Origin of the sequence: Pseudomonas sp. GD04158, assembly GCF_029834875.1 — a bacterium.
GTDB lineage: Bacteria > Pseudomonadota > Gammaproteobacteria > Pseudomonadales > Pseudomonadaceae > Aquipseudomonas > Aquipseudomonas hydrolytica.
The window spans coordinates 40011-56106 of the sequence record NZ_JAODYT010000019.1 but is presented as its reverse complement, the minus strand read 5'-3'; the positions used below and the strand labels follow the sequence as shown (position 1 = coordinate 56106).

General features: G+C 65.5%; 18 protein-coding genes. 5 read left to right on the top strand and 13 right to left on the bottom strand.

Annotated elements, in window-relative coordinates:
• Positions 1-2 precede the first annotated feature (2 nt).
• The 5 genes from N7333_RS10085 to N7333_RS10065 form a co-directional block, all read right to left on the bottom strand.
• On the bottom strand, positions 3-635 hold the full coding sequence (locus N7333_RS10085) for an SCO family protein (protein WP_011920473.1): 633 nt from the start codon (positions 633-635) through the stop codon (positions 3-5).
• Positions 636-816: 181 nt separating this feature from the next.
• Positions 817-1716: a heme o synthase gene (cyoE, locus tag N7333_RS10080; RefSeq protein ID WP_011920472.1), complete on the bottom strand. Its 900-nt coding sequence runs from the start codon at positions 1714-1716 to the stop codon at positions 817-819.
• An 18-nt stretch (positions 1717-1734) separates the two neighbouring features.
• On the bottom strand, positions 1735-2772 hold the full coding sequence (locus N7333_RS10075) for a COX15/CtaA family protein (protein ID WP_279858783.1): 1038 nt from the start codon (positions 2770-2772) through the stop codon (positions 1735-1737).
• 36 nt (positions 2773-2808) lie between these two features.
• Positions 2809-3390, bottom strand: coding sequence for a hypothetical protein (locus N7333_RS10070; protein WP_011920471.1), 582 nt, complete (start codon positions 3388-3390; stop codon positions 2809-2811).
• Entirely contained in the window at positions 3365-4096 is a 732-nt protein-coding gene (locus tag N7333_RS10065; protein ID WP_279858781.1) for an SURF1 family protein, read from the bottom strand. The genes N7333_RS10070 and N7333_RS10065 overlap by 26 nt, the downstream gene beginning before the upstream one ends.
• Before the next feature lie 71 nt (positions 4097-4167).
• Between N7333_RS10065 and N7333_RS10060 the strand changes: the two genes are divergently transcribed.
• Positions 4168-4371 carry a twin transmembrane helix small protein gene (locus N7333_RS10060; protein ID WP_003242161.1) on the top strand — a complete coding sequence of 68 codons (204 nt, stop codon included), beginning with the start codon at positions 4168-4170 and terminating at the stop codon, positions 4369-4371.
• A gap of 8 nt (positions 4372-4379) precedes the next feature.
• Here N7333_RS10060 and N7333_RS10055 read toward each other — a convergent pair whose 3' ends face one another.
• From N7333_RS10055 to coxB, 4 genes are read right to left on the bottom strand one after another with little or no spacing between them, the layout of a single operon-like run.
• Positions 4380-5276 (bottom strand): cytochrome c oxidase subunit 3, encoded by an 897-nt coding sequence (locus N7333_RS10055; protein WP_003242159.1) that lies wholly within the window; start codon positions 5274-5276, stop codon positions 4380-4382.
• 11 nt (positions 5277-5287) lie between these two features.
• A complete protein-coding gene (locus N7333_RS10050; RefSeq protein ID WP_011920469.1) occupies positions 5288-5836 on the bottom strand; it encodes a cytochrome c oxidase assembly protein in 549 nt (182 codons plus the stop codon).
• Positions 5837-5846: 10 nt separating this feature from the next.
• The gene (ctaD, locus tag N7333_RS10045) at positions 5847-7430 is read right to left on the bottom strand and encodes a cytochrome c oxidase subunit I (RefSeq protein ID WP_003242155.1); all 1584 of its coding nucleotides are present in this window, start codon (positions 7428-7430) and stop codon (positions 5847-5849) included.
• A gap of 4 nt (positions 7431-7434) precedes the next feature.
• Positions 7435-8559, bottom strand: coding sequence for a cytochrome c oxidase subunit II (gene coxB / locus N7333_RS10040; RefSeq protein WP_003242153.1), 1125 nt, complete (start codon positions 8557-8559; stop codon positions 7435-7437).
• 408 nt (positions 8560-8967) lie between these two features.
• Between coxB and N7333_RS10035 the strand changes: the two genes are divergently transcribed.
• Positions 8968-9609, top strand: coding sequence for a hypothetical protein (locus N7333_RS10035; RefSeq protein WP_129483226.1), 642 nt, complete (start codon positions 8968-8970; stop codon positions 9607-9609).
• Here N7333_RS10035 and N7333_RS10030 read toward each other — a convergent pair.
• Positions 9599-10528 carry an AEC family transporter gene (locus N7333_RS10030; protein WP_003242149.1) on the bottom strand — a complete coding sequence of 310 codons (930 nt, stop codon included), beginning with the start codon at positions 10526-10528 and terminating at the stop codon, positions 9599-9601. The genes N7333_RS10035 and N7333_RS10030 overlap by 11 nt on opposite strands.
• A gap of 142 nt (positions 10529-10670) precedes the next feature.
• Here N7333_RS10030 and glsB point away from each other — a divergent pair, with 142 nt between their 5' ends.
• Both glsB and N7333_RS10020 read left to right on the top strand, forming a co-directional pair.
• A complete protein-coding gene (glsB, locus tag N7333_RS10025) occupies positions 10671-11579 on the top strand; it encodes a glutaminase B (RefSeq protein ID WP_003242147.1) in 909 nt (302 codons plus the stop codon).
• Between the two features lie 68 nt (positions 11580-11647).
• Positions 11648-12043, top strand: coding sequence for a RidA family protein (locus N7333_RS10020; RefSeq protein ID WP_096824977.1), 396 nt, complete (start codon positions 11648-11650; stop codon positions 12041-12043).
• 7 nt (positions 12044-12050) lie between these two features.
• Here the strand turns inward: N7333_RS10020 and N7333_RS10015 are convergent, their stop codons facing one another.
• The 3 genes from N7333_RS10015 to N7333_RS10005 all read right to left on the bottom strand — a co-directional run bounded on the left by N7333_RS10015 (position 12051) and on the right by N7333_RS10005 (position 15116).
• Positions 12051-12494 carry a GNAT family N-acetyltransferase gene (locus N7333_RS10015; RefSeq protein ID WP_003242143.1) on the bottom strand — a complete coding sequence of 148 codons (444 nt, stop codon included), beginning with the start codon at positions 12492-12494 and terminating at the stop codon, positions 12051-12053.
• A 28-nt stretch (positions 12495-12522) separates the two neighbouring features.
• Complete coding sequence (locus tag N7333_RS10010) at positions 12523-13512, bottom strand: asparaginase (RefSeq protein WP_003242141.1); 990 nt, start codon at positions 13510-13512, stop codon at positions 12523-12525.
• A 161-nt stretch (positions 13513-13673) separates the two neighbouring features.
• The gene (locus N7333_RS10005) at positions 13674-15116 is read right to left on the bottom strand and encodes an alanine/glycine:cation symporter family protein (protein ID WP_096824979.1); all 1443 of its coding nucleotides are present in this window, start codon (positions 15114-15116) and stop codon (positions 13674-13676) included.
• A 160-nt stretch (positions 15117-15276) separates the two neighbouring features.
• On the opposite strand from N7333_RS10005, the gene N7333_RS10000 reads away from it, so the two are divergent.
• Positions 15277-16095 carry a helix-turn-helix transcriptional regulator gene (locus N7333_RS10000; protein ID WP_129483225.1) on the top strand — a complete coding sequence of 273 codons (819 nt, stop codon included), beginning with the start codon at positions 15277-15279 and terminating at the stop codon, positions 16093-16095.
• The last annotated feature ends 1 nt before the right edge of the window (position 16096 follow it).

Below are 16096 nucleotides of genomic sequence, written 5' to 3'. Positions count from 1 at the left end.
CCCTACGAGCCTGAAACCAGCCCCGGCAGTTGCGCGGCCAGCTTGGCGTTGTTGATCGGCGCGCGGATGAAGCCGCGCTGGGTGCCATCCGGGCCGATGATCACCAGATTGCCGCTGTGATCGACGGTGTAGTTTTCCTTGCTGGTGTCGGCCGGGATGTAGGGGATGCTCACCGAATTGGCGAATTTCTGCAGCGTCGCTTCCTCGCCGGTCAGGCCCTTGAAGCCGGCGTCGAAGTAGTTCAGGTACTTGCTCAGTTGCTCCGGCGTGTCCCGATGGGGATCGACGCTGACCATCACCACCTTCAGCCGCGCGCGGGTTTCCTCAGGCAGTTGCGTCTGCAACTGGCGCAGCTGGGCGAGGGTGGCCGGGCAGATGTCCGGGCAGAAGGTGTAGCCGAAGAACAACAGCTTCCAGTCACCCTTGAGCTGGTCCACCGCGACCTCCTTGCCGTCCTGATCGATCAGGGTCAGCGCCGGCAGGCTGCGGTTCTGCGGCAGCAGCACGATGCCGGCATCAAGCAGCGCCGCCGGGTCGCCCTGGCTCCGGCTGTTGAGCACCTTGTTGACGGTCAGGCCCAGCACCAGAGCCACGATGGCAACGAGAACGAAAACGGTGGTATGAGTACGCGTCATGAAACCCCTCAGCAAGCCGTTGAAAAACTACCTGCGTTGCCATCGCGGCGTTAAAAACAGGCTCGGACTGCTCATTTACAACTCGTAAAGTCGAGCGCGACTCCGACCGGTCCTCGCCTGTTTTTGCGGGGCCGCCAACGGTATTGCGCTGACTGCCTCGCCAACGTTTTTTAACGGCCTGCTAGATATTCAGCAGCAGGTAGTGGTCCGCCAGCAAAGCGATGAACAGCAGGAACAGGTACCAGATACTGTACTTGAAGGTGTTGATCGCCGCGTGCGGTTTGCTGTCACGGTACAGCACCCAGGCCCAGTGCAGGAAGCGCGCGCCCAGCAGCAGGGCGCAGACCAGGTAGAGCGGCCCGCTCATGTGAATGGCGTAGGGCAGCAGGGTCACGGCGAACATCACCAGGGTGTAGAGCAGGATGTGCACCTTGGTGTAGTGCTCGCCATGGGTGACCGGCAGCATGGGGATGTCGGCCTTGGCGTATTCGGCCTTGCGATGGATCGCCAGCGCCCAGAAGTGCGGCGGAGTCCAGGCGAAGATGATCAGCACCAGCAGCAGCGGCTCGGCGCTCAGGTGCCCGGTCACCGCCACCCAACCGAGCAAGGGCGGCGCAGCGCCGGCCAGACCGCCGATGACGATATTCTGCGGCGTGGCACGCTTGAGAAAGCCGGTGTAGATCACCGCATAGCCCAGTAGCGAAGCGAGGGTGAGCCAGGCCGCCAGCTGGTTGGTGAACAGCAGCAACAGCCCCATGCCGGCAGTGGCCAGCAGCAACGCGAAGGCTATCGCCGCCGCCGGCGAAACCCGCCCGGCAGTGACCGGACGTTTGTGCGTACGCGCCATGATCGAGTCGATGCGCCGGTCCACCACGTGGTTGACCGCCGCCGCCGCGCCAGCGCACAGGCCGATGCCCAGGTTGCCGAACAGCAGCACGGTCCAGGGCACCCCGGCACGGGTGGCGAGGAACATGCCCACCAGCGAGGTGATCAGCATCAGCAGCACCACCCGCGGTTTGGTCAACTCCAGATAGTCGCGCCAGGTGGCGTGTTCGGAGTGGGCTCGTAGCACTGTAGCCATGGCGTTTCTCCTTATGCGTTATGCGCCCTGTTCTTGCAGACGCCGAGCGCTGCCCAAGGTTCGCTGTACTTTCACCGGCGCTGGGGCGCGCAGGCGATAATTGACCAGCACCAGCGTCAGCAACAGCGCCGCGCCGCCGGCGTTGTGCGCGACGGCCACCAGCAGCGGCAGATGGAAGATCACGTTGCTGATGCCCAGGCCCACCTGCACGGCCAGCGCCAGCAGCAGCAGACCGGCCAGGCGCGACAGCTTGGCCGCGTGCAGACGCCAGGCCAGCAGCAGCAGCGCCAGGGTCACCAGCAAGGCGCCGATACGGTGGCTCATGTGGATCGCGGTGCGCGCGTCGCTGTCGAGCTGCCCGCCCAGGTAGTTGGGGCCGATGTGCTGGGTCAGGTGAAAGCCCTTGCCGAAATCCATCGCCGGCCACCATTCGCCGTGGCAGGTGGGCAGGTCGACGCAGGCCACCGCAGCGTAGTTGGAGCTGACCCAGCCGCCGAGGGCGATCTGCCCGATCACCAGCAGCAGGCAGGCGGCGGCCAGCGCCCGCAGGCGCATGGGCAGTTGCAGCGGCGCGAGGCGCCCGGACAGGCGCAGGGTGAGCAGCGTCAGCAGGCTGAGGGTGGCGAAGCCGCCCAGCAGATGGGCGGTGACGATCTGCGGCCAGAGCTTGAGGGTCACCGTCCACATGCCGAAGGCGGCCTGCACGATCACCAGTGCCAGGATCGCCAGCGGCAGTTTGAGCGGCTGCGTCGCATCGCCACGGCGGCGCACGGCCTGCACCGCCATGCCCAGGATCACCAGCCCGAGGGCACCGGCGAAGTAGCGATGGATCATCTCGTACCAGCCCTTGGCGACCTCCACCGGCGCCTCCGGGAAACGCGCCTCGGCGATGGCCTGCTTGTGCTCGCTCATCGGCACGCCGAGAAAGCCATAGCAGCCGGGCCAGTCGGGGCAACCCAGGCCGGCATGGGTCAGCCGGGTGTAGGCGCCGAGCAGCACCACCACGGCGGCCAGCAGGGTCGCGAACAGGGCGAGGCGGTATCCGGGTTTATGCATGTGGAATCCTTAGCAGGCGATCGCCTGCACAGCCGTTCAACCGATCTTGGAAATCTTGAGCAGGTAACGCAGGTCGTCGAGGATCGCCTTGCCCCTGCTGCCGGCGGGATAACGCAGCACCAGGTTGCCATGCGGGTCGATCAGCCATAGCTGCGCGCCGGGGAGCGCCTCCACGGCGCGCTCGTAAGCCTGCGGGTCCAGTTGGTAACGCCCCAGACGCGGGTATTCGCGCTTGAGGGTGGCGTCGTATTCGGCCGGCAATGGCTCGGCCAGCGCCAGCCCGTGGCTCGCCCGCGCCGTTTCGCGGTTGAGGCCGATCTGGATCTGCCGCGCCAGATAGACCAGCTCACGGCAGTCGGCCTCGCATGCGCCCGGCGCCGTGACCAGAATCTGCCAGAGCGGCTGCACCTCGCCCTGCACGCCGAGATCGCTCAGGGTTCGCCCGTCGCCGATCAGCACACCGTGGTAGCTGCGCGCCTCCGGCACCCAGAAACGCCATTGGTACATGGCGCTGGCCAGCAGCATCGGGCCGATGGCGACGGCCAGCAGGAGCAGCAACTGCAGGCGGCCGCGCGTCTTGCGCGGAGTTGCCTCAGGCATGGCGATGGCTGGGTTCATGACGACTCTCCCGTGCATTGTGGATTCCGAGATAGATGAACAGGCCAAGCAGCGCGGCCGCCAGGGCGAACCACTGCACCGCATAGCCCAGGTGTTTGCTCGGGCTCATGGCCACCACCGGCCAGTCGACCCGATAGCTGGCCGGACCGTCCTCCAGCCGCGCTTCGAACGGCAGGCCACCGCGGCCCAGTTGCCGCCACAGATTTTCGGCCTCGACCTGGGTGATCAGCCGCGGCCAGCCTTCGGTCGCCGCACCGGAACGCAGGTTCAGACCGCCGGAGGGCGCCACGTAGACCCAGGCCGTGAGCTGCAGCACGCCATCGGGAGTGTCGAAGCGCGGCGTGGTGCGCCGGTCGGGCCAGGGCAGCCAGCCGCGGTTGAGCAGTACCCAGAGGCCGCTGGGCTGGTCGTAGAAGGGTTGCAGCAACTCGACGCCGGCATGGCCGTCGCGGATGCGGCTGTCCAGCAGCAGGCTGTGTTCGCCATCGAAGTGTCCACGCAGCTGAACGCGGCGGTAGGCGGGGTCCGGCATGGGCTCGAGCTGTTCGAGACTGATCGGCTCGGCGTGGCGCCGCGCATCGAAGCTGGCCAGCAACGCGCGCTTCTCCTCACCGCGCTGCAGCTGCCAGACGCCCAGCCACAGCAGGCCGGGCAGCAGCAGGGCAACCAGCAGGCTGGGCAGCCAACCGGGACGGAAGGCGTTCATCGCACCCTGCCGTTACGATCGGGGTTGCTGGCTATACTGCACTGCATCACTTCAATCCCCCGGAGTCTCGCATGCTCAAGGCCGCGATCGTCCTAATGCTGCTGGCCACCATCGCCAGCCTGTTCAGCGGCCTGTTCTTCCTGGTCAAGGACGAAGGCCATGGTTACCGCGTGGTCGGCGCGCTGACTGTCCGTGTCGGCCTGACCGCCATCACCGTTGCCCTGGTCGCCTGGGGCTTCTACTCAGGGCAACTGGTCTCTCATGTCACCTGGTAAGGCCCCCGCTACAGCACGTAGACGAAGACGAACAGCCCCAGCCAGACCACATCGACGAAGTGCCAGTACCAGGCGGCCGCCTCGAAGCCAAAGTGCTGATCGGCACTGAAATGCCCGCGCATGATGCGCACCAGCATCACGATCAGAATGATGGTCCCCAGCGTCACGTGCGCCCCGTGGAAGCCGGTGAGCATGAAGAAGGTCGCGCCATAGATGCCTGAGCCCAGGGTCAGCCCCAGCTCGGTGTAGGCCTCGATGTACTCCTCGACCTGGAAGAACAGGAACGCCAGGGCGAGCACGATGGTTGCCGCCAGCCAGGCCTTGAGCGGGCCACGATGGTTCTTCTTCAGCGCATGGTGAGCGAAGGTGATGGTGAAGCTGGAGGACACCAGCAGGATGGTGTTGACCAGCGGCAGATGCCAGGGGTCGATCACCGCGCTGGGCGGCGGGAACAACTTGGAGTCGGGGTTCTGCAGCAGCGGCCAGCTGTATTCGAAGCCCTCCCAGAGCATGTTGGCGATGCCCTTGGAACCTTCACCGCCGAGCCAGGGCCCGGACCACATGCGGATATAGAACAGCGCACCGAAGAAGGCGGCGAAGAACATCACCTCGGAAAAGATGAACCAGCTCATGCCCCAGCGGAACGAGCGGTCCATCTGTGCGCTGTACAGCCCGGCACGGCTTTCCTTGATCACGTTGCCGAACCAGCCGAACAGCATCCAGGCCAGGATCAGCCCACCGACGAAGAAGATCAGCGGGCCGTTGGAGCCTTCGCGGCCCGCCGACAGATCGTTGAACCAGGTGCCGACACCGTAGAAGCTGACCAGCAGACCGATGGTGGCGACGATAGGCCACTTGCTCTGCGCCGGTACGTAATAGTTCTCGTGACTTTCGTGACTCGACATTGTTGTTCTCCTTATGGAGCCTGTGCCACTGGCGGTTTGCGCACGGTGATATCGAACAGGGTGTAGCCCAAGGTCAGGTGCTTCACGTCCTTGGGCAGGTCTCTGTCGACGATGAAACGCACCGGCATCTCGATGCGCTCGCCCGGTTGCAGCACCTGCTGGGTGAAGCAGAAGCACTCGGTCTTGTGGAAGAAGGCCGCCGCCTTGGAGGGCGATACGCTGGGAATGGCCTGCGCGGTCATGGGTTGGTCGCTGGGGTTGTAGGCGACGAACAGCATGTCGCGCGACTCGCCGGGATGGACCAGGAGTTCGTCGGCCTGCGGGCCGAACTCCCAGACCATGCCGGCGGCGTTGGTGGCGAGAAACTGCACGCGCACCTGGCGCTGCTCATCCACCAACTGCTCGCCCTGGTAGGCCCCGGCCGTCTTGCCGTTGATGCCGAACACCCGGCACATGGCGTCGTAGAACGGCGGCAGGACGAAGATGCCGAAGCAGAACATCACCACCACCACGACCAGCAGGCGGGTGACCAGACGACGAGTGGCGATGACCTCGCTCACGACAGACCTCCTACTTCACTTCCGGTGGGGTGCTGAAGGTGTGATAGGGCGCCGGCGAAGGCACCGTCCACTCCAGCCCGTCGGCACCATCCCAGGGCTTGGCCGGGGCCGGTTTGCCGCCACGGATGCACTTGATGACGATGAACAGGAACAGCAGCTGGGTCGCTCCGAACAGGAAGGCACCGATGCTCGACACCATGTTGAAGTTGGCGAACATCATGTTGTAGTCGGGAATGCGACGCGGCATGCCGGCCAGGCCGACGAAGTGCATGGGGAAGAACGCCAGGTTCATGCCGATGAAGCTCATCCAGAAGTGCAGCTTGGCCAGGGTTTCGTCGTACATGTGGCCGGTCCACTTCGGCAGCCAGTAGTAGGCCGAGGCGAAGATGCCGAAGATCGCCCCAGGCACCAGCACGTAGTGGAAGTGCGCCACCACGAAGTAGGTGTCGTGGTACTGGAAGTCCGCCGGAGCGATGGCCAGCATCAGCCCGGAGAAGCCGCCGATGGTGAACAGGATGACGAAGGCCACCGAGAACAGCATCGGCGCCTCGAAGGTCATCGAGCCCTGCCACATGGTGCTGGCCCAGTTGAATACCTTCACCCCGGTGGGCACGGCGATCAGCATGGTGGCGTACATGAAGAACAGCTCGCCGGTCAGCGGGATGCCGACGGTGAACATGTGGTGCGCCCAGACGATGAACGACAGGAAGGCGATCGCCGCGGTGGCGTAGACCATCGAGGTGTAGCCGAACAGCGGCTTGCGCGCGAAGGCAGGGATGATTGAGCTGACCGCGCCGAAGGCGGGCAGGATCATGATGTACACCTCGGGGTGGCCGAAGAACCAGAACACGTGCTGGAACAGGACCGGATCACCACCGCCAGCGGCATTGAAGAAGCTGGTGCCGAAGTGGATGTCCATCAGCATCATGGTCACGCAGCCAGCCAGTACCGGCATCACCGCGATCAGCAGGAAGGCGGTGATCAGCCAGGTCCAGACGAACAGCGGCATCTTCATCAGGGTCATGCCGGGGGCGCGCAGGTTGAGGATGGTGGCGACCACGTTGATCGCCCCCATGATCGAACTGATGCCCATCAGGTGCACGGCGAAGATGAAGAAGGTGGTGCTCTCCGGCCCGTAGGTGGTCGACAGCGGCGCGTAGAAGGTCCAACCGAAGTTCGGCCCGCCACCTTCCATGAACAGCGTCGAGACCAGCAGGCCGAAGGCCGCCGGCAGCAGCCAGAAGCTGAAGTTGTTCATCCGCGGCAGGGCCATGTCCGGCGCGCCGATCATCAGCGGGATCATCCAGTTGGCCAGGCCGACGAAAGCCGGCATCACCGCGCCGAAGACCATGATCAGGCCGTGCATGGTGGTCATCTGGTTGAAGAACTCTGGCTGCACGATCTGCAGACCCGGCTGGAACAGCTCGGCACGGATGACCATGGCCATCGAGCCGCCCAGCAGGAACATGCAGAAGCTGAACCACAGGTACATCGTGCCGATGTCCTTGTGGTTGGTGGTCAGCACCCAGCGCATCAGGCCCTTGGCCGGGCCATGGTGGTGGTCAGTATGACCGTGGTCGATCACTGCACTCATGTCCTTACTCCTGAGCCTTCGAGAAGTCGAGAATGTCCTTGGGCGTGACCATGTCACCGACCTTGTTGCCCCAGGCGTTGCGCTCGTAGGTGATGATGGCGGCCAGGTCGACCGGCGACAGCTGCTTGCCGAAGGCGGCCATGGAGGTGCCCGGCTTGCCGTTGTAGACGATGTCGATATGGCCCTCGGCCGGGCCCATGGCGATGGCCGAACCCTTGAGTGCCGGGAACATCGGCGGCAGTCCCTCGCCACCGGGCTGGTGGCAGGCGGCGCAGGCGGTGAGGTAGGCCTTCTCGCCACGCGCCATCAGCTCTTCCATGGTCCATTCCTTGCTGGTCAGCTCACGCTCGGCGGCGGCGGCCTCCTTGCGTTCGGCCAGCCAGACGGCGAAGTCCTCCTTGGACTTGGCTTCGACCACCACCGGCATGAAGCCGTGGTCCTTGCCGCACAGCTCGGTGCACTGGCCACGGTAGATGCCGGGCTCCTCGATGCGCGTCCAGGACTCGTTGATGAAGCCGGGGATGGCGTCCTTCTTCACTGCCAGCGCCGGCACCCACCAGGAGTGGATCACGTCGGCGGCGGTGATCAAAAAGCGCACCTTGGTGCCGACCGGCACCACCAGCGGCTCGTCCACCTCCAGCAGGTAGTGCTCGCCCTTGGCTTCGCGGTTGTTGATCTGGCTACGCGGCGTGGACATGTTGCTGAAGAACTCCACGTCCTGGCCCAGGTACTTGTAGTGCCATTTCCACTGGTAGCCGGTGACCTGGATATCCAGCTCGGACTCGGAGGTGTCGTAGATCTCGATCAGCGTCTTGGTCGCCGGGATCGCCATCAGCACCAGAATGGCCAATGGCACGACGGTCCAGAGAATTTCCACCGTGGTGCTTTCGTGGAAGTGCGCGGGCTCCTGCCCGGTGGAGCGGCGGTGCATGATCATCGACCAGAACATGGCGCCGAAGACGATCACGCCGATCACGACGCAGATCCAGAAGATGGTCATGTGCAGATCGAAGACGGAGCGGCTGACCTCGGTAACACCGGGTGCCATGTTCACCGTCCACTGGGCATGCGCCGAGCCTAATGCCAGCCACAGCAGGAGGCCCATCCAGACTCGTGGATGTCGCATCATTGCGGGTTCCCCTTGATTGTTCTTGTTATCCCGCCGGCTGAGCCTGCGGCTAAGGGATCGACTGCCGTACGGCACGATCGCGCCCGGCTTACTGCCCACGCGATCACGCTCAACTGCTGGCGACTGCTGTCGAAACCTCTCCGTGCCTTGGCCCGTCCGGTTCCATCAGGTACTGCCTTTCGAACTCGAGTATAGACGGCGAGTTTCACCTCGCAACGTGCACGCGAAAATGGCCGAAGGCTCGCAAGCCTTGTCCTAAACGCCGCGGCTGACGCGGCCTGGAGCGCAATCACGACAGGGCCATATAGCGAGCTCGCATAAGTATGAAAAAGTTATGACAATCGCGTCTTAGCCGACCGTAGGAGCCGGCTAAGGTTCACGTCCATGTCCTGAATTGTGGGAGCAGTCATGAACACCGCCGCCGTCCGCCAGTCCATCGCCCAGGCGCAACAACACGAAATCAGCAGCCAGGCCCTTGCCCGGTTTCTGCAGGCCCAGCTCGAACGCCTGCACCCGTCCATTCGCCTGCCCGAGGAGGACGCGCCGGGCGCCCTGAGCGCGTTCGTCAGCGCCTATATCGAGCAGGTGCCCGAGGTACTCGACGCCGCGGTGGAGGTCGCGCGGGAGGCCGGCATCGAGGATGCGGTCAAGCCCGTGCTGAAGATTGCCGAGCATTTCTTCCTCCAGCCGCCGCCGCTGATCGATGGCCATGAGGGGCTCGAAGGGCTGCTCGACGAGGCCTACCTGGCGCACCGCCTGGTGGAGGAGGTCAACGACCGCTACATCACCCACCTGGGCCAGCCGCTGATTCCGCTGGATACCACTCGCGCCAATCTGATCGCCCACCAGTTGATTGGCGAACCCTTCGCCAACCAGCTCGACGAAGCGGTGCATCACGCGCTGGCCGGCATGCTCGACGATGCCAGCTTCGATCAGCCTTCCGTGCAGGCCTACCGCGAACGCCTGGCCGCGCCGGATACCGTTTCGGCCTGGCGGCGCTGGCCCTGCCTGTCGCAGCAGTTGGGCCTGGAGCTGCAGCTCAAGGCGTGATCAGCAGCAGGATCAGCGACAGGGTCAGCAGCGAGCCGAGGGTCGAGAACAGAATGGCCCGCGACACCAGCGCGGCCTGGCGCTGGTAATACTCGGCCAGCATGAAGGGGCCGGTGCCGGTGGGCAGCGCACTGAGCAGCAAGGCGGCGTGAGCCCAGAACGGCGGCAGGTCGAGCAGCACGAAGGCGATGAACCAGGTCACCAGTGGCTGCAGCACCAGCTTGAGCGCCACCAGCGGCCAGGCGCCCTTGGCCGGGCCGCTCTGCCGCTGCGCCAGGAACAGGCCCAGCGACACCAGCGCGCAGGGCACGGTCGCCGCGCCGAGCAGGCGCAGGAACTCGTCCAGCGCCGGCGCGAGTGACAGGCCGCCGAACGACCAGAGCGCGCCGAGCACCGGCGCCACCACCAGCGGGTTCTTCAGCAGCGCCAGGCTGACCTGGGCAATCGCTCCGCCCAGGCCCTTCTGGCTCTGCAGCCCTACCTCGATGCACACCACCGCCAGTGCGAACAGCAGGCAGACGACGATGAGCGAGGCGATCAGGGCAGGCGCCATGCCGTCTTCGCCGAGCACCAGCACGCACAGCGGAATGCCGATGTAACCGGTGTTGGCGTAGCCGGCGCTGAGTCCGTCGATGCTGGCGTCGACCAGGCTGCCGGTGGTTTTCCAGCGGTAGGCCAGGGTGAGCAGAAACACCGCCAGGGTGCCGCCGGTGAACGCCAGCAGGAAACCGGGCTGCCAGATGTGCGCCCAGTCGGCCTTGGCCGTCAGGCTGAAGAGCAGGGCGGGCAGGCCGAGCCAGACCACGAAGCGGTTCATCTCCGAGGCAGCGGTCGGTCCCAGGCGATTGCTGCGGCGACAGATATAGCCGACCAGAATCAGACCGAAGATCGGCAACAGGACGTTGAGAACGGTGGACATCGGGCTACGCCAGCAACGGGGGAGGGCCGAGACTAGGCGGCCGCGCCGCTCAGGGCAAGCGTCTGCCTGTGATCCGGGCCGGGCGAAGCGCGTCTAGCACTGACCTGCCGGGAAGCTGCCCGGCGCCGTCGCGAGCCCGAACATGCAAGCGCTGTTGACTGAAATCCTCGACGAGGTCCGCCCGCTGATCGGCCAGGGCAAGGTGGCCGACTACATTCCCGCGCTAGCCGGCGTGGTGCCCGATCAGCTGGGCATCGCCGTGTACGGCAACGATGGCCAGTTGCACGTGGCCGGCGATGCGCGCACGCCGTTTTCGATCCAGAGCATTTCCAAGGTGTTCAGCCTGGTGCAGGCCATCGGCCACAGTGGCGAGGCCATCTGGCAGCGCCTCGGGCACGAGCCGTCCGGGCAGCCGTTCAATTCGCTGGTGCAGCTGGAATTCGAGCGTGGCAAACCGCGCAACCCGTTCATCAACGCCGGCGCCCTGGTCATCTGCGACATCAACCAGTCGCGCTATGCCGCACCGGCGCTGTCGATGCGCGACTTCGTAAGGCGCCTGTCGGGCAACCCAGAGGTGACGGTGGACAACCACGTCGCCGAATCGGAATACCAGCACCGTGCGCGCAACGCCGCGGCGGCCTACCTGATGCAGTCGTTCGGCAATTTCCACAACGAGGTGGAGGCGGTGCTGCGCAGCTACTTCAGCTGCTGCGCGCTGCGCATGAGCTGCGTGGACCTGGCGCGTGCCTTCGGCTTTCTGGCCAACCAGGGTTTCTGCCAGCACAGCGGCGAGCAGATTCTCTCGCCGCGACAGAGCAAGCAGATCAACGCCATCATGGCCACCAGCGGGCTGTACGACGAAGCGGGCAACTTCGCCTACCGCGTCGGCCTGCCCGGCAAGAGCGGCGTCGGTGGCGGCATCGTCGCGGTGGTGCCGGGGCAGTTCAGCGTGTGCGTGTGGTCGCCGGAACTCAATGCAGCCGGTAATTCCCTGGCCGGGATCAAGGCACTGGAACTGCTCAGCGAACGCATCGGCTGGTCGGTGTTCTGATTCGATAGGCTAAGGTCGCAGCAGGCCGCACCGTCGTGCGGCCACCGTGCCAAAGACCAGGAGTGCCCATGTCGATGCCCGCATACCATATGTTCGCCGCTGCGCCCGCACCGGTCGCACCGTTTTCTCACGCCTGCGAAGCCGATGGCTGGGTGTTCATCACCGGTCAGCTGCCCATCGATCCGGGCAATGAAGCGGCGCCCCTGCCCGAGGGCATCGAGGCGCAGACGCACAAGACCTTCGACAACCTGCTGGTGGTGCTCGAGGGGCTCGGCCTGGGGCTGGAGAACGTGGTCTCGGCGCGCGCCTTCCTCACCGATTTCTATGGCGACTACGCGCGCTTCAATGCGGTGTACGCCAGCTACTTCCCCGAAGACAAACGCCCGGCGCGCACCTGCATCGGCACCACGGGCCTGGCGCGGCATGCGCTGGTGGAGATCGACTTCATCGCCAGGCGGCCGTGACAGGCAGCTAGAGCAGCTTGCGGTACTGCACGAAGCCCGAGCGCTCGCCAATGCGCTCGTAGAGCAGCATGGCCTGGCTGTTGCTCTCATGAGTCAGCCAGTGCACCCGCGAGCAGCCGGCTTCACGCGCCTGGTCATAGACGTGCTGGATCAGCTGGCGGCCGACGCCACTGCTGCGCTGGCCCTTGGCGACGAACAGGTCCTGCAGGTAGCAGTAGTCGCCGACCGTCCAGGTCGAGCGATGGATGACCCAGTGGACCAGGCCGACCGCCTCGCCATCCTGCCAGGCCAGGGCAGCGCCCATGGGCTCGGCCGGGTCGAGAAAGCGCTGCCAGGTCACGGCGCTGGCCTCGGCCGGGATGTCGGTCATGTAGAAGCGCTGGTAGCCCTGCCACAGCGGCAGCCAGGCCTCGTGATCGGCGGCACTGACGGGACGGATCTCGAGACTCATGGCTTGCCTCCTGGCTGGACGTGAGGGTTCAGTCGCTCATCTCACCACAGAGATCGCGCGCCAGCCAGTGTTCGACCTCGGCCTGCGTCAACCCGGCGCCGAGCAGGGCGAACAGCTTGCCCAGCGCCGCCTCGCGGGTCATACCGCCGCAGGACACCAGGCCGGCCTCGGCCAGTCGGCTGCCGGCGGCGTACACGCCGAACTGCACGTGCCCCTGCGGGCACTGGCTGATCGCCGCCAGCACCACGCCGCGCGCGTGCGCCTCGTGCAGGACGGCCATCAGCTCGGCATCGCCGGCCGGGCCGGTGCCGCTGCCGTAGCATTCCAGCAGCAGACCCTGTATGCCGCTTTCCAGCAGGGCGCGCAGGTGCGACGCCTGCAGCGCCGGATGCAGCGGCAGCACCGCCAGGTTCGCCGCCTGCCGCGGCTGGCGATAGTCGATGCGCGCATCGATGGCGGCGCGCTCGGCCTGGCGCAGGCGCGGCAGCACCTGGAAGGCGTCGAAGGCATCGCTGCGCAGCTTGGAGCAGCGCGCGCCATGCAGCAGCTGGCCATTGAAGTACAGGTGCACGCCCGGCTGCACGCCGCGGTGCAATGCACGCAACGCGCCGAACAGATTGGGCCAGGCATCGCCGCCCGCCACGCCGGCCGGCTGCATGGCGCCGGTGAGCAGCACCGGCACGTCCAGACCGAGCAGCAGGAAGCTCAGCGCCGCAGCGCTGTAGGCCAGGGTATCGGTGCCATGCAGCACCAGTACGGCGTCGTGCCCCTCCTGCTCGACCGCGGCGACGATCTGGTCGCGCAGGGCCAGCCAGTGGCCGGGGTTCATGTTGGCGCTGTCGATCAGCGGCAGCAGCTCGCGGAACTGCCAGTTCGGCAGCTCGCCGGTATTCTCGCTGGCCTGCTGGGCACGCATGCGCGCCTCGAAGCCGGAAGCCGGAGCCAGGCCGTCCGCGCTCATCTGCATGCCAATGGTCCCGCCGGTGTACAGCACCAGCAGGTTTTCTGGGGTCGCCATGGGCTCTCCTCGCAAATCACGGGCAAGAAAAAGGCTATGTCGCGCCTTGCCTGACGGCCCGCCTGCGCGGGGCGTAGCTACGCCAAGGGCGGAGCAGGCTTCAACAGGAACATAGCCAAGAAAAAGGGGGCCTGGGCCCCCTCCTTCCGTATCAGGTCAACTCAACGCTGGTGCACGCGGTCGCCGATCTCGGCCTGATCCGCCACCGGCTTGCTCGCCTGGGCGCCCCAGACGCTGGGGTCGAGGTCCAGATCGGCGAACTGCTTGGCGTCGAACACCGGCGAGTCCACGCCAGCCTTGATCTGGCTATCGTAGTCGCGCATCAGGCGCAGGCCCACCTTGAACAGCAGCGCCAGGGCGATGAGGTTGGCGATGGCCAGCAGGCCCATGGTCACGTCGGCGAAGGCGAACACGGTGCCCAGATCCTGCACCGAACCCCACAGCACCAGACCGACCACCAGCACGCGGTAGATCATCACCGGGCCGCGCTTCTGGCTGAAGAAGCCCAGGGCGTTCTCGCCGAGGTAGTAGTTGTAGATCAGGGTGGTGAAGACGAACAGCAGCAGCGCCAGGCTGATGAACACCCGGCCCCACTCACCGACCACGGCGGCCACGGCGCTCTGGGTCAGGACCACACCGGCCTGCTCCATGCCCGGCTGATAGACGCCGGACAGCAGGATGATCAGCGCGGTGCAGCTGCACAGGATCAGGGTGTCGATGAACACGCTGAGCGACTGCACGATGCCCTGCGCGACCGGGTGCTTGACCTCGGCGACGGCGGCCACGTTGGGCGCGCTGCCCAGGCCGGCCTCGTTGGAGAACAGGCCGCGCTTGACCCCCATGATGATGGCCGCACCGATGCCGCCGGCGAAGGCCGGCTCGAGGCCGAAGGCGCTCTTGACGATCAGGGCGAAGGTGGCCGGCACTTCGCTGATGTTCATGCCGATCACCAGCACGGCCATGCCGATGTAGGAGAAGGCCATGACCGGTACCAGCACGTCGGCGAACTGGGCGATGCGCTTGATGCCGCCGAAGATGATCAAACCGATCACCACGGTCAGGGCAATGCCGCTGGCCAGGGTCGGGACGCCGAAGGTGTCGTGCAGCGAGCTGGCCACGGTGAAGGACTGCACGGCGTTGAAGCCGAAGCCGAAGGTCACCAGCAGCAGGATCGACACGAGGATGCCCAACCAGCGCTGACCGAGGCCATGCTGAATGTAGAACGCCGGGCCGCCGCGGTAGCCGCCGTCGGCTTCGCGGCGCTTGTACAGCTGCGCCAGGGAGCACTCGAAGTAGCTGGTGGCCATGCCAACCAGCGCCACCACCCACATCCAGAAGATCGCGCCCGGGCCACCGAGCATGATGGCCACCGATACGCCGGCGATGTTGCCGGCACCGACGCGGCCGGCCACCGACAGCATCAGGGCCTGGAACGAGCTGAGCTGACCGGGCTGACGCTGGAAGGCTTCGCGGAAGATGCGGAACATGTTGCCGAAATAGCGGAACTGCACGAAGCGCGAGGCGATGCTGAAGTACAGACCGAGACCGATCAGCATCACGATCAGCAGCTTGCTCCAGATAAGGTCATTGAGAAGATCGAGCATGGGAGGCTTTCTCTCTTGTTTTTCTGAATGGGAATGCGGCCCCGCCGGGCGGCTGGCGAATGGTTGGCGATGTGGCCGGACCGGACAATTTCGCAGGTCGCGGCGATCTGACGCGAGTTGATGCTAGAATCGCGACACCCGCATCATTCAGAACGTCCATATGTCCGATTCCCTCGGCAGCAACCTCAAACTGCTGTGCAGCCATTACCGCTCGATTGCCGAGGTCTGCCGCAAGCTCTCGATCAACCGCGCGCAGTTCAATCGCTACCTGGCCGGGCAGAGCCGACCCACCGCGCACAACCTCAAACGCATCTGCGACTTCTTCGGCGTCGAACCCTTCGAACTGAGCATGCCGGCCGAGCAGTTCGCCCGCCTGATCGGCGCCCGCAGCGGCGATACGCAGGTGCAAGGCGGCAGCGATCCGCTGCTGGAGCTGTTCGACCCGCTGCGCCAGCAGGCCAGCCCCATGGGGCGCTACTGCGGCTACTACTTCGAGTACTCCAACTGCATGTCGGTTCCGGGCCACGTCCTGCTGTCGCTGGTGCACCTGCGCGAGGAGCGCGGCAACTACCTGTTCGAGCGTCAGGAACGCCAGGAGCGCCAGGAACACACCCGCGGCGGCGCCGAGGACTGGGTGCGCTGCCGCTATCTGGGCGCGGCCTTCTTCCTGCAGGACCGCCTGTTTCTGGTGGACTACGAGTCGCTGACCGGCAACGAGATCAGCCAGACCATCCTCATCCCCAGCTTCAAGAGCCGCATCACACGACTCAACGGCATCAAGACCGGCGTTTCCAGCGGCGACCGGCGCACGCCGGCCTGCACCCGCGTGGTCTGGCAGTACCTGGGCAACGAGATCAACCGGGTCAACGCCTACCGCCAGCTGATGCTCTACGCGCCGGACGATGCGCGTATCGACGACGACATCCGCCAGCGCCTGGGCGGCGCGCAGCTGCGTGACGGATTGTTCGAGATGGAGTAGG

Excerpts from the sequence above, each read along its gene's own strand:
- N7333_RS10085 (WP_011920473.1), bottom strand. The coding sequence starts at position 635 with ATGACGCGTACTCATACCACCGTTTTCGTTCTCGTTGCCATCGTGGCT.
- cyoE (WP_011920472.1), bottom strand. The coding sequence starts at position 1,716 with ATGGCTACAGTGCTACGAGCCCACTCCGAACACGCCACCTGGCGCGAC.
- N7333_RS10075 (WP_279858783.1), bottom strand. The coding sequence starts at position 2,772 with ATGCATAAACCCGGATACCGCCTCGCCCTGTTCGCGACCCTGCTGGCC.
- N7333_RS10070 (WP_011920471.1), bottom strand. The coding sequence starts at position 3,390 with ATGAACCCAGCCATCGCCATGCCTGAGGCAACTCCGCGCAAGACGCGC.
- N7333_RS10065 (WP_279858781.1), bottom strand. The coding sequence starts at position 4,096 with ATGAACGCCTTCCGTCCCGGTTGGCTGCCCAGCCTGCTGGTTGCCCTG.
- N7333_RS10060 (WP_003242161.1), top strand. The coding sequence starts at position 4,168 with ATGCTCAAGGCCGCGATCGTCCTAATGCTGCTGGCCACCATCGCCAGC.
- N7333_RS10055 (WP_003242159.1), bottom strand. The coding sequence starts at position 5,276 with ATGTCGAGTCACGAAAGTCACGAGAACTATTACGTACCGGCGCAGAGC.
- ctaD (WP_003242155.1), bottom strand. The coding sequence starts at position 7,430 with ATGAGTGCAGTGATCGACCACGGTCATACTGACCACCACCATGGCCCG.
- coxB (WP_003242153.1), bottom strand. The coding sequence starts at position 8,559 with ATGATGCGACATCCACGAGTCTGGATGGGCCTCCTGCTGTGGCTGGCA.
- N7333_RS10035 (WP_129483226.1), top strand. The coding sequence starts at position 8,968 with ATGAACACCGCCGCCGTCCGCCAGTCCATCGCCCAGGCGCAACAACAC.
- N7333_RS10030 (WP_003242149.1), bottom strand. The coding sequence starts at position 10,528 with ATGTCCACCGTTCTCAACGTCCTGTTGCCGATCTTCGGTCTGATTCTG.
- glsB (WP_003242147.1), top strand. The coding sequence starts at position 10,671 with ATGCAAGCGCTGTTGACTGAAATCCTCGACGAGGTCCGCCCGCTGATC.
- N7333_RS10020 (WP_096824977.1), top strand. The coding sequence starts at position 11,648 with ATGTCGATGCCCGCATACCATATGTTCGCCGCTGCGCCCGCACCGGTC.
- N7333_RS10015 (WP_003242143.1), bottom strand. The coding sequence starts at position 12,494 with ATGAGTCTCGAGATCCGTCCCGTCAGTGCCGCCGATCACGAGGCCTGG.
- N7333_RS10010 (WP_003242141.1), bottom strand. The coding sequence starts at position 13,512 with ATGGCGACCCCAGAAAACCTGCTGGTGCTGTACACCGGCGGGACCATT.
- N7333_RS10005 (WP_096824979.1), bottom strand. The coding sequence starts at position 15,116 with ATGCTCGATCTTCTCAATGACCTTATCTGGAGCAAGCTGCTGATCGTG.
- N7333_RS10000 (WP_129483225.1), top strand. The coding sequence starts at position 15,277 with ATGTCCGATTCCCTCGGCAGCAACCTCAAACTGCTGTGCAGCCATTAC.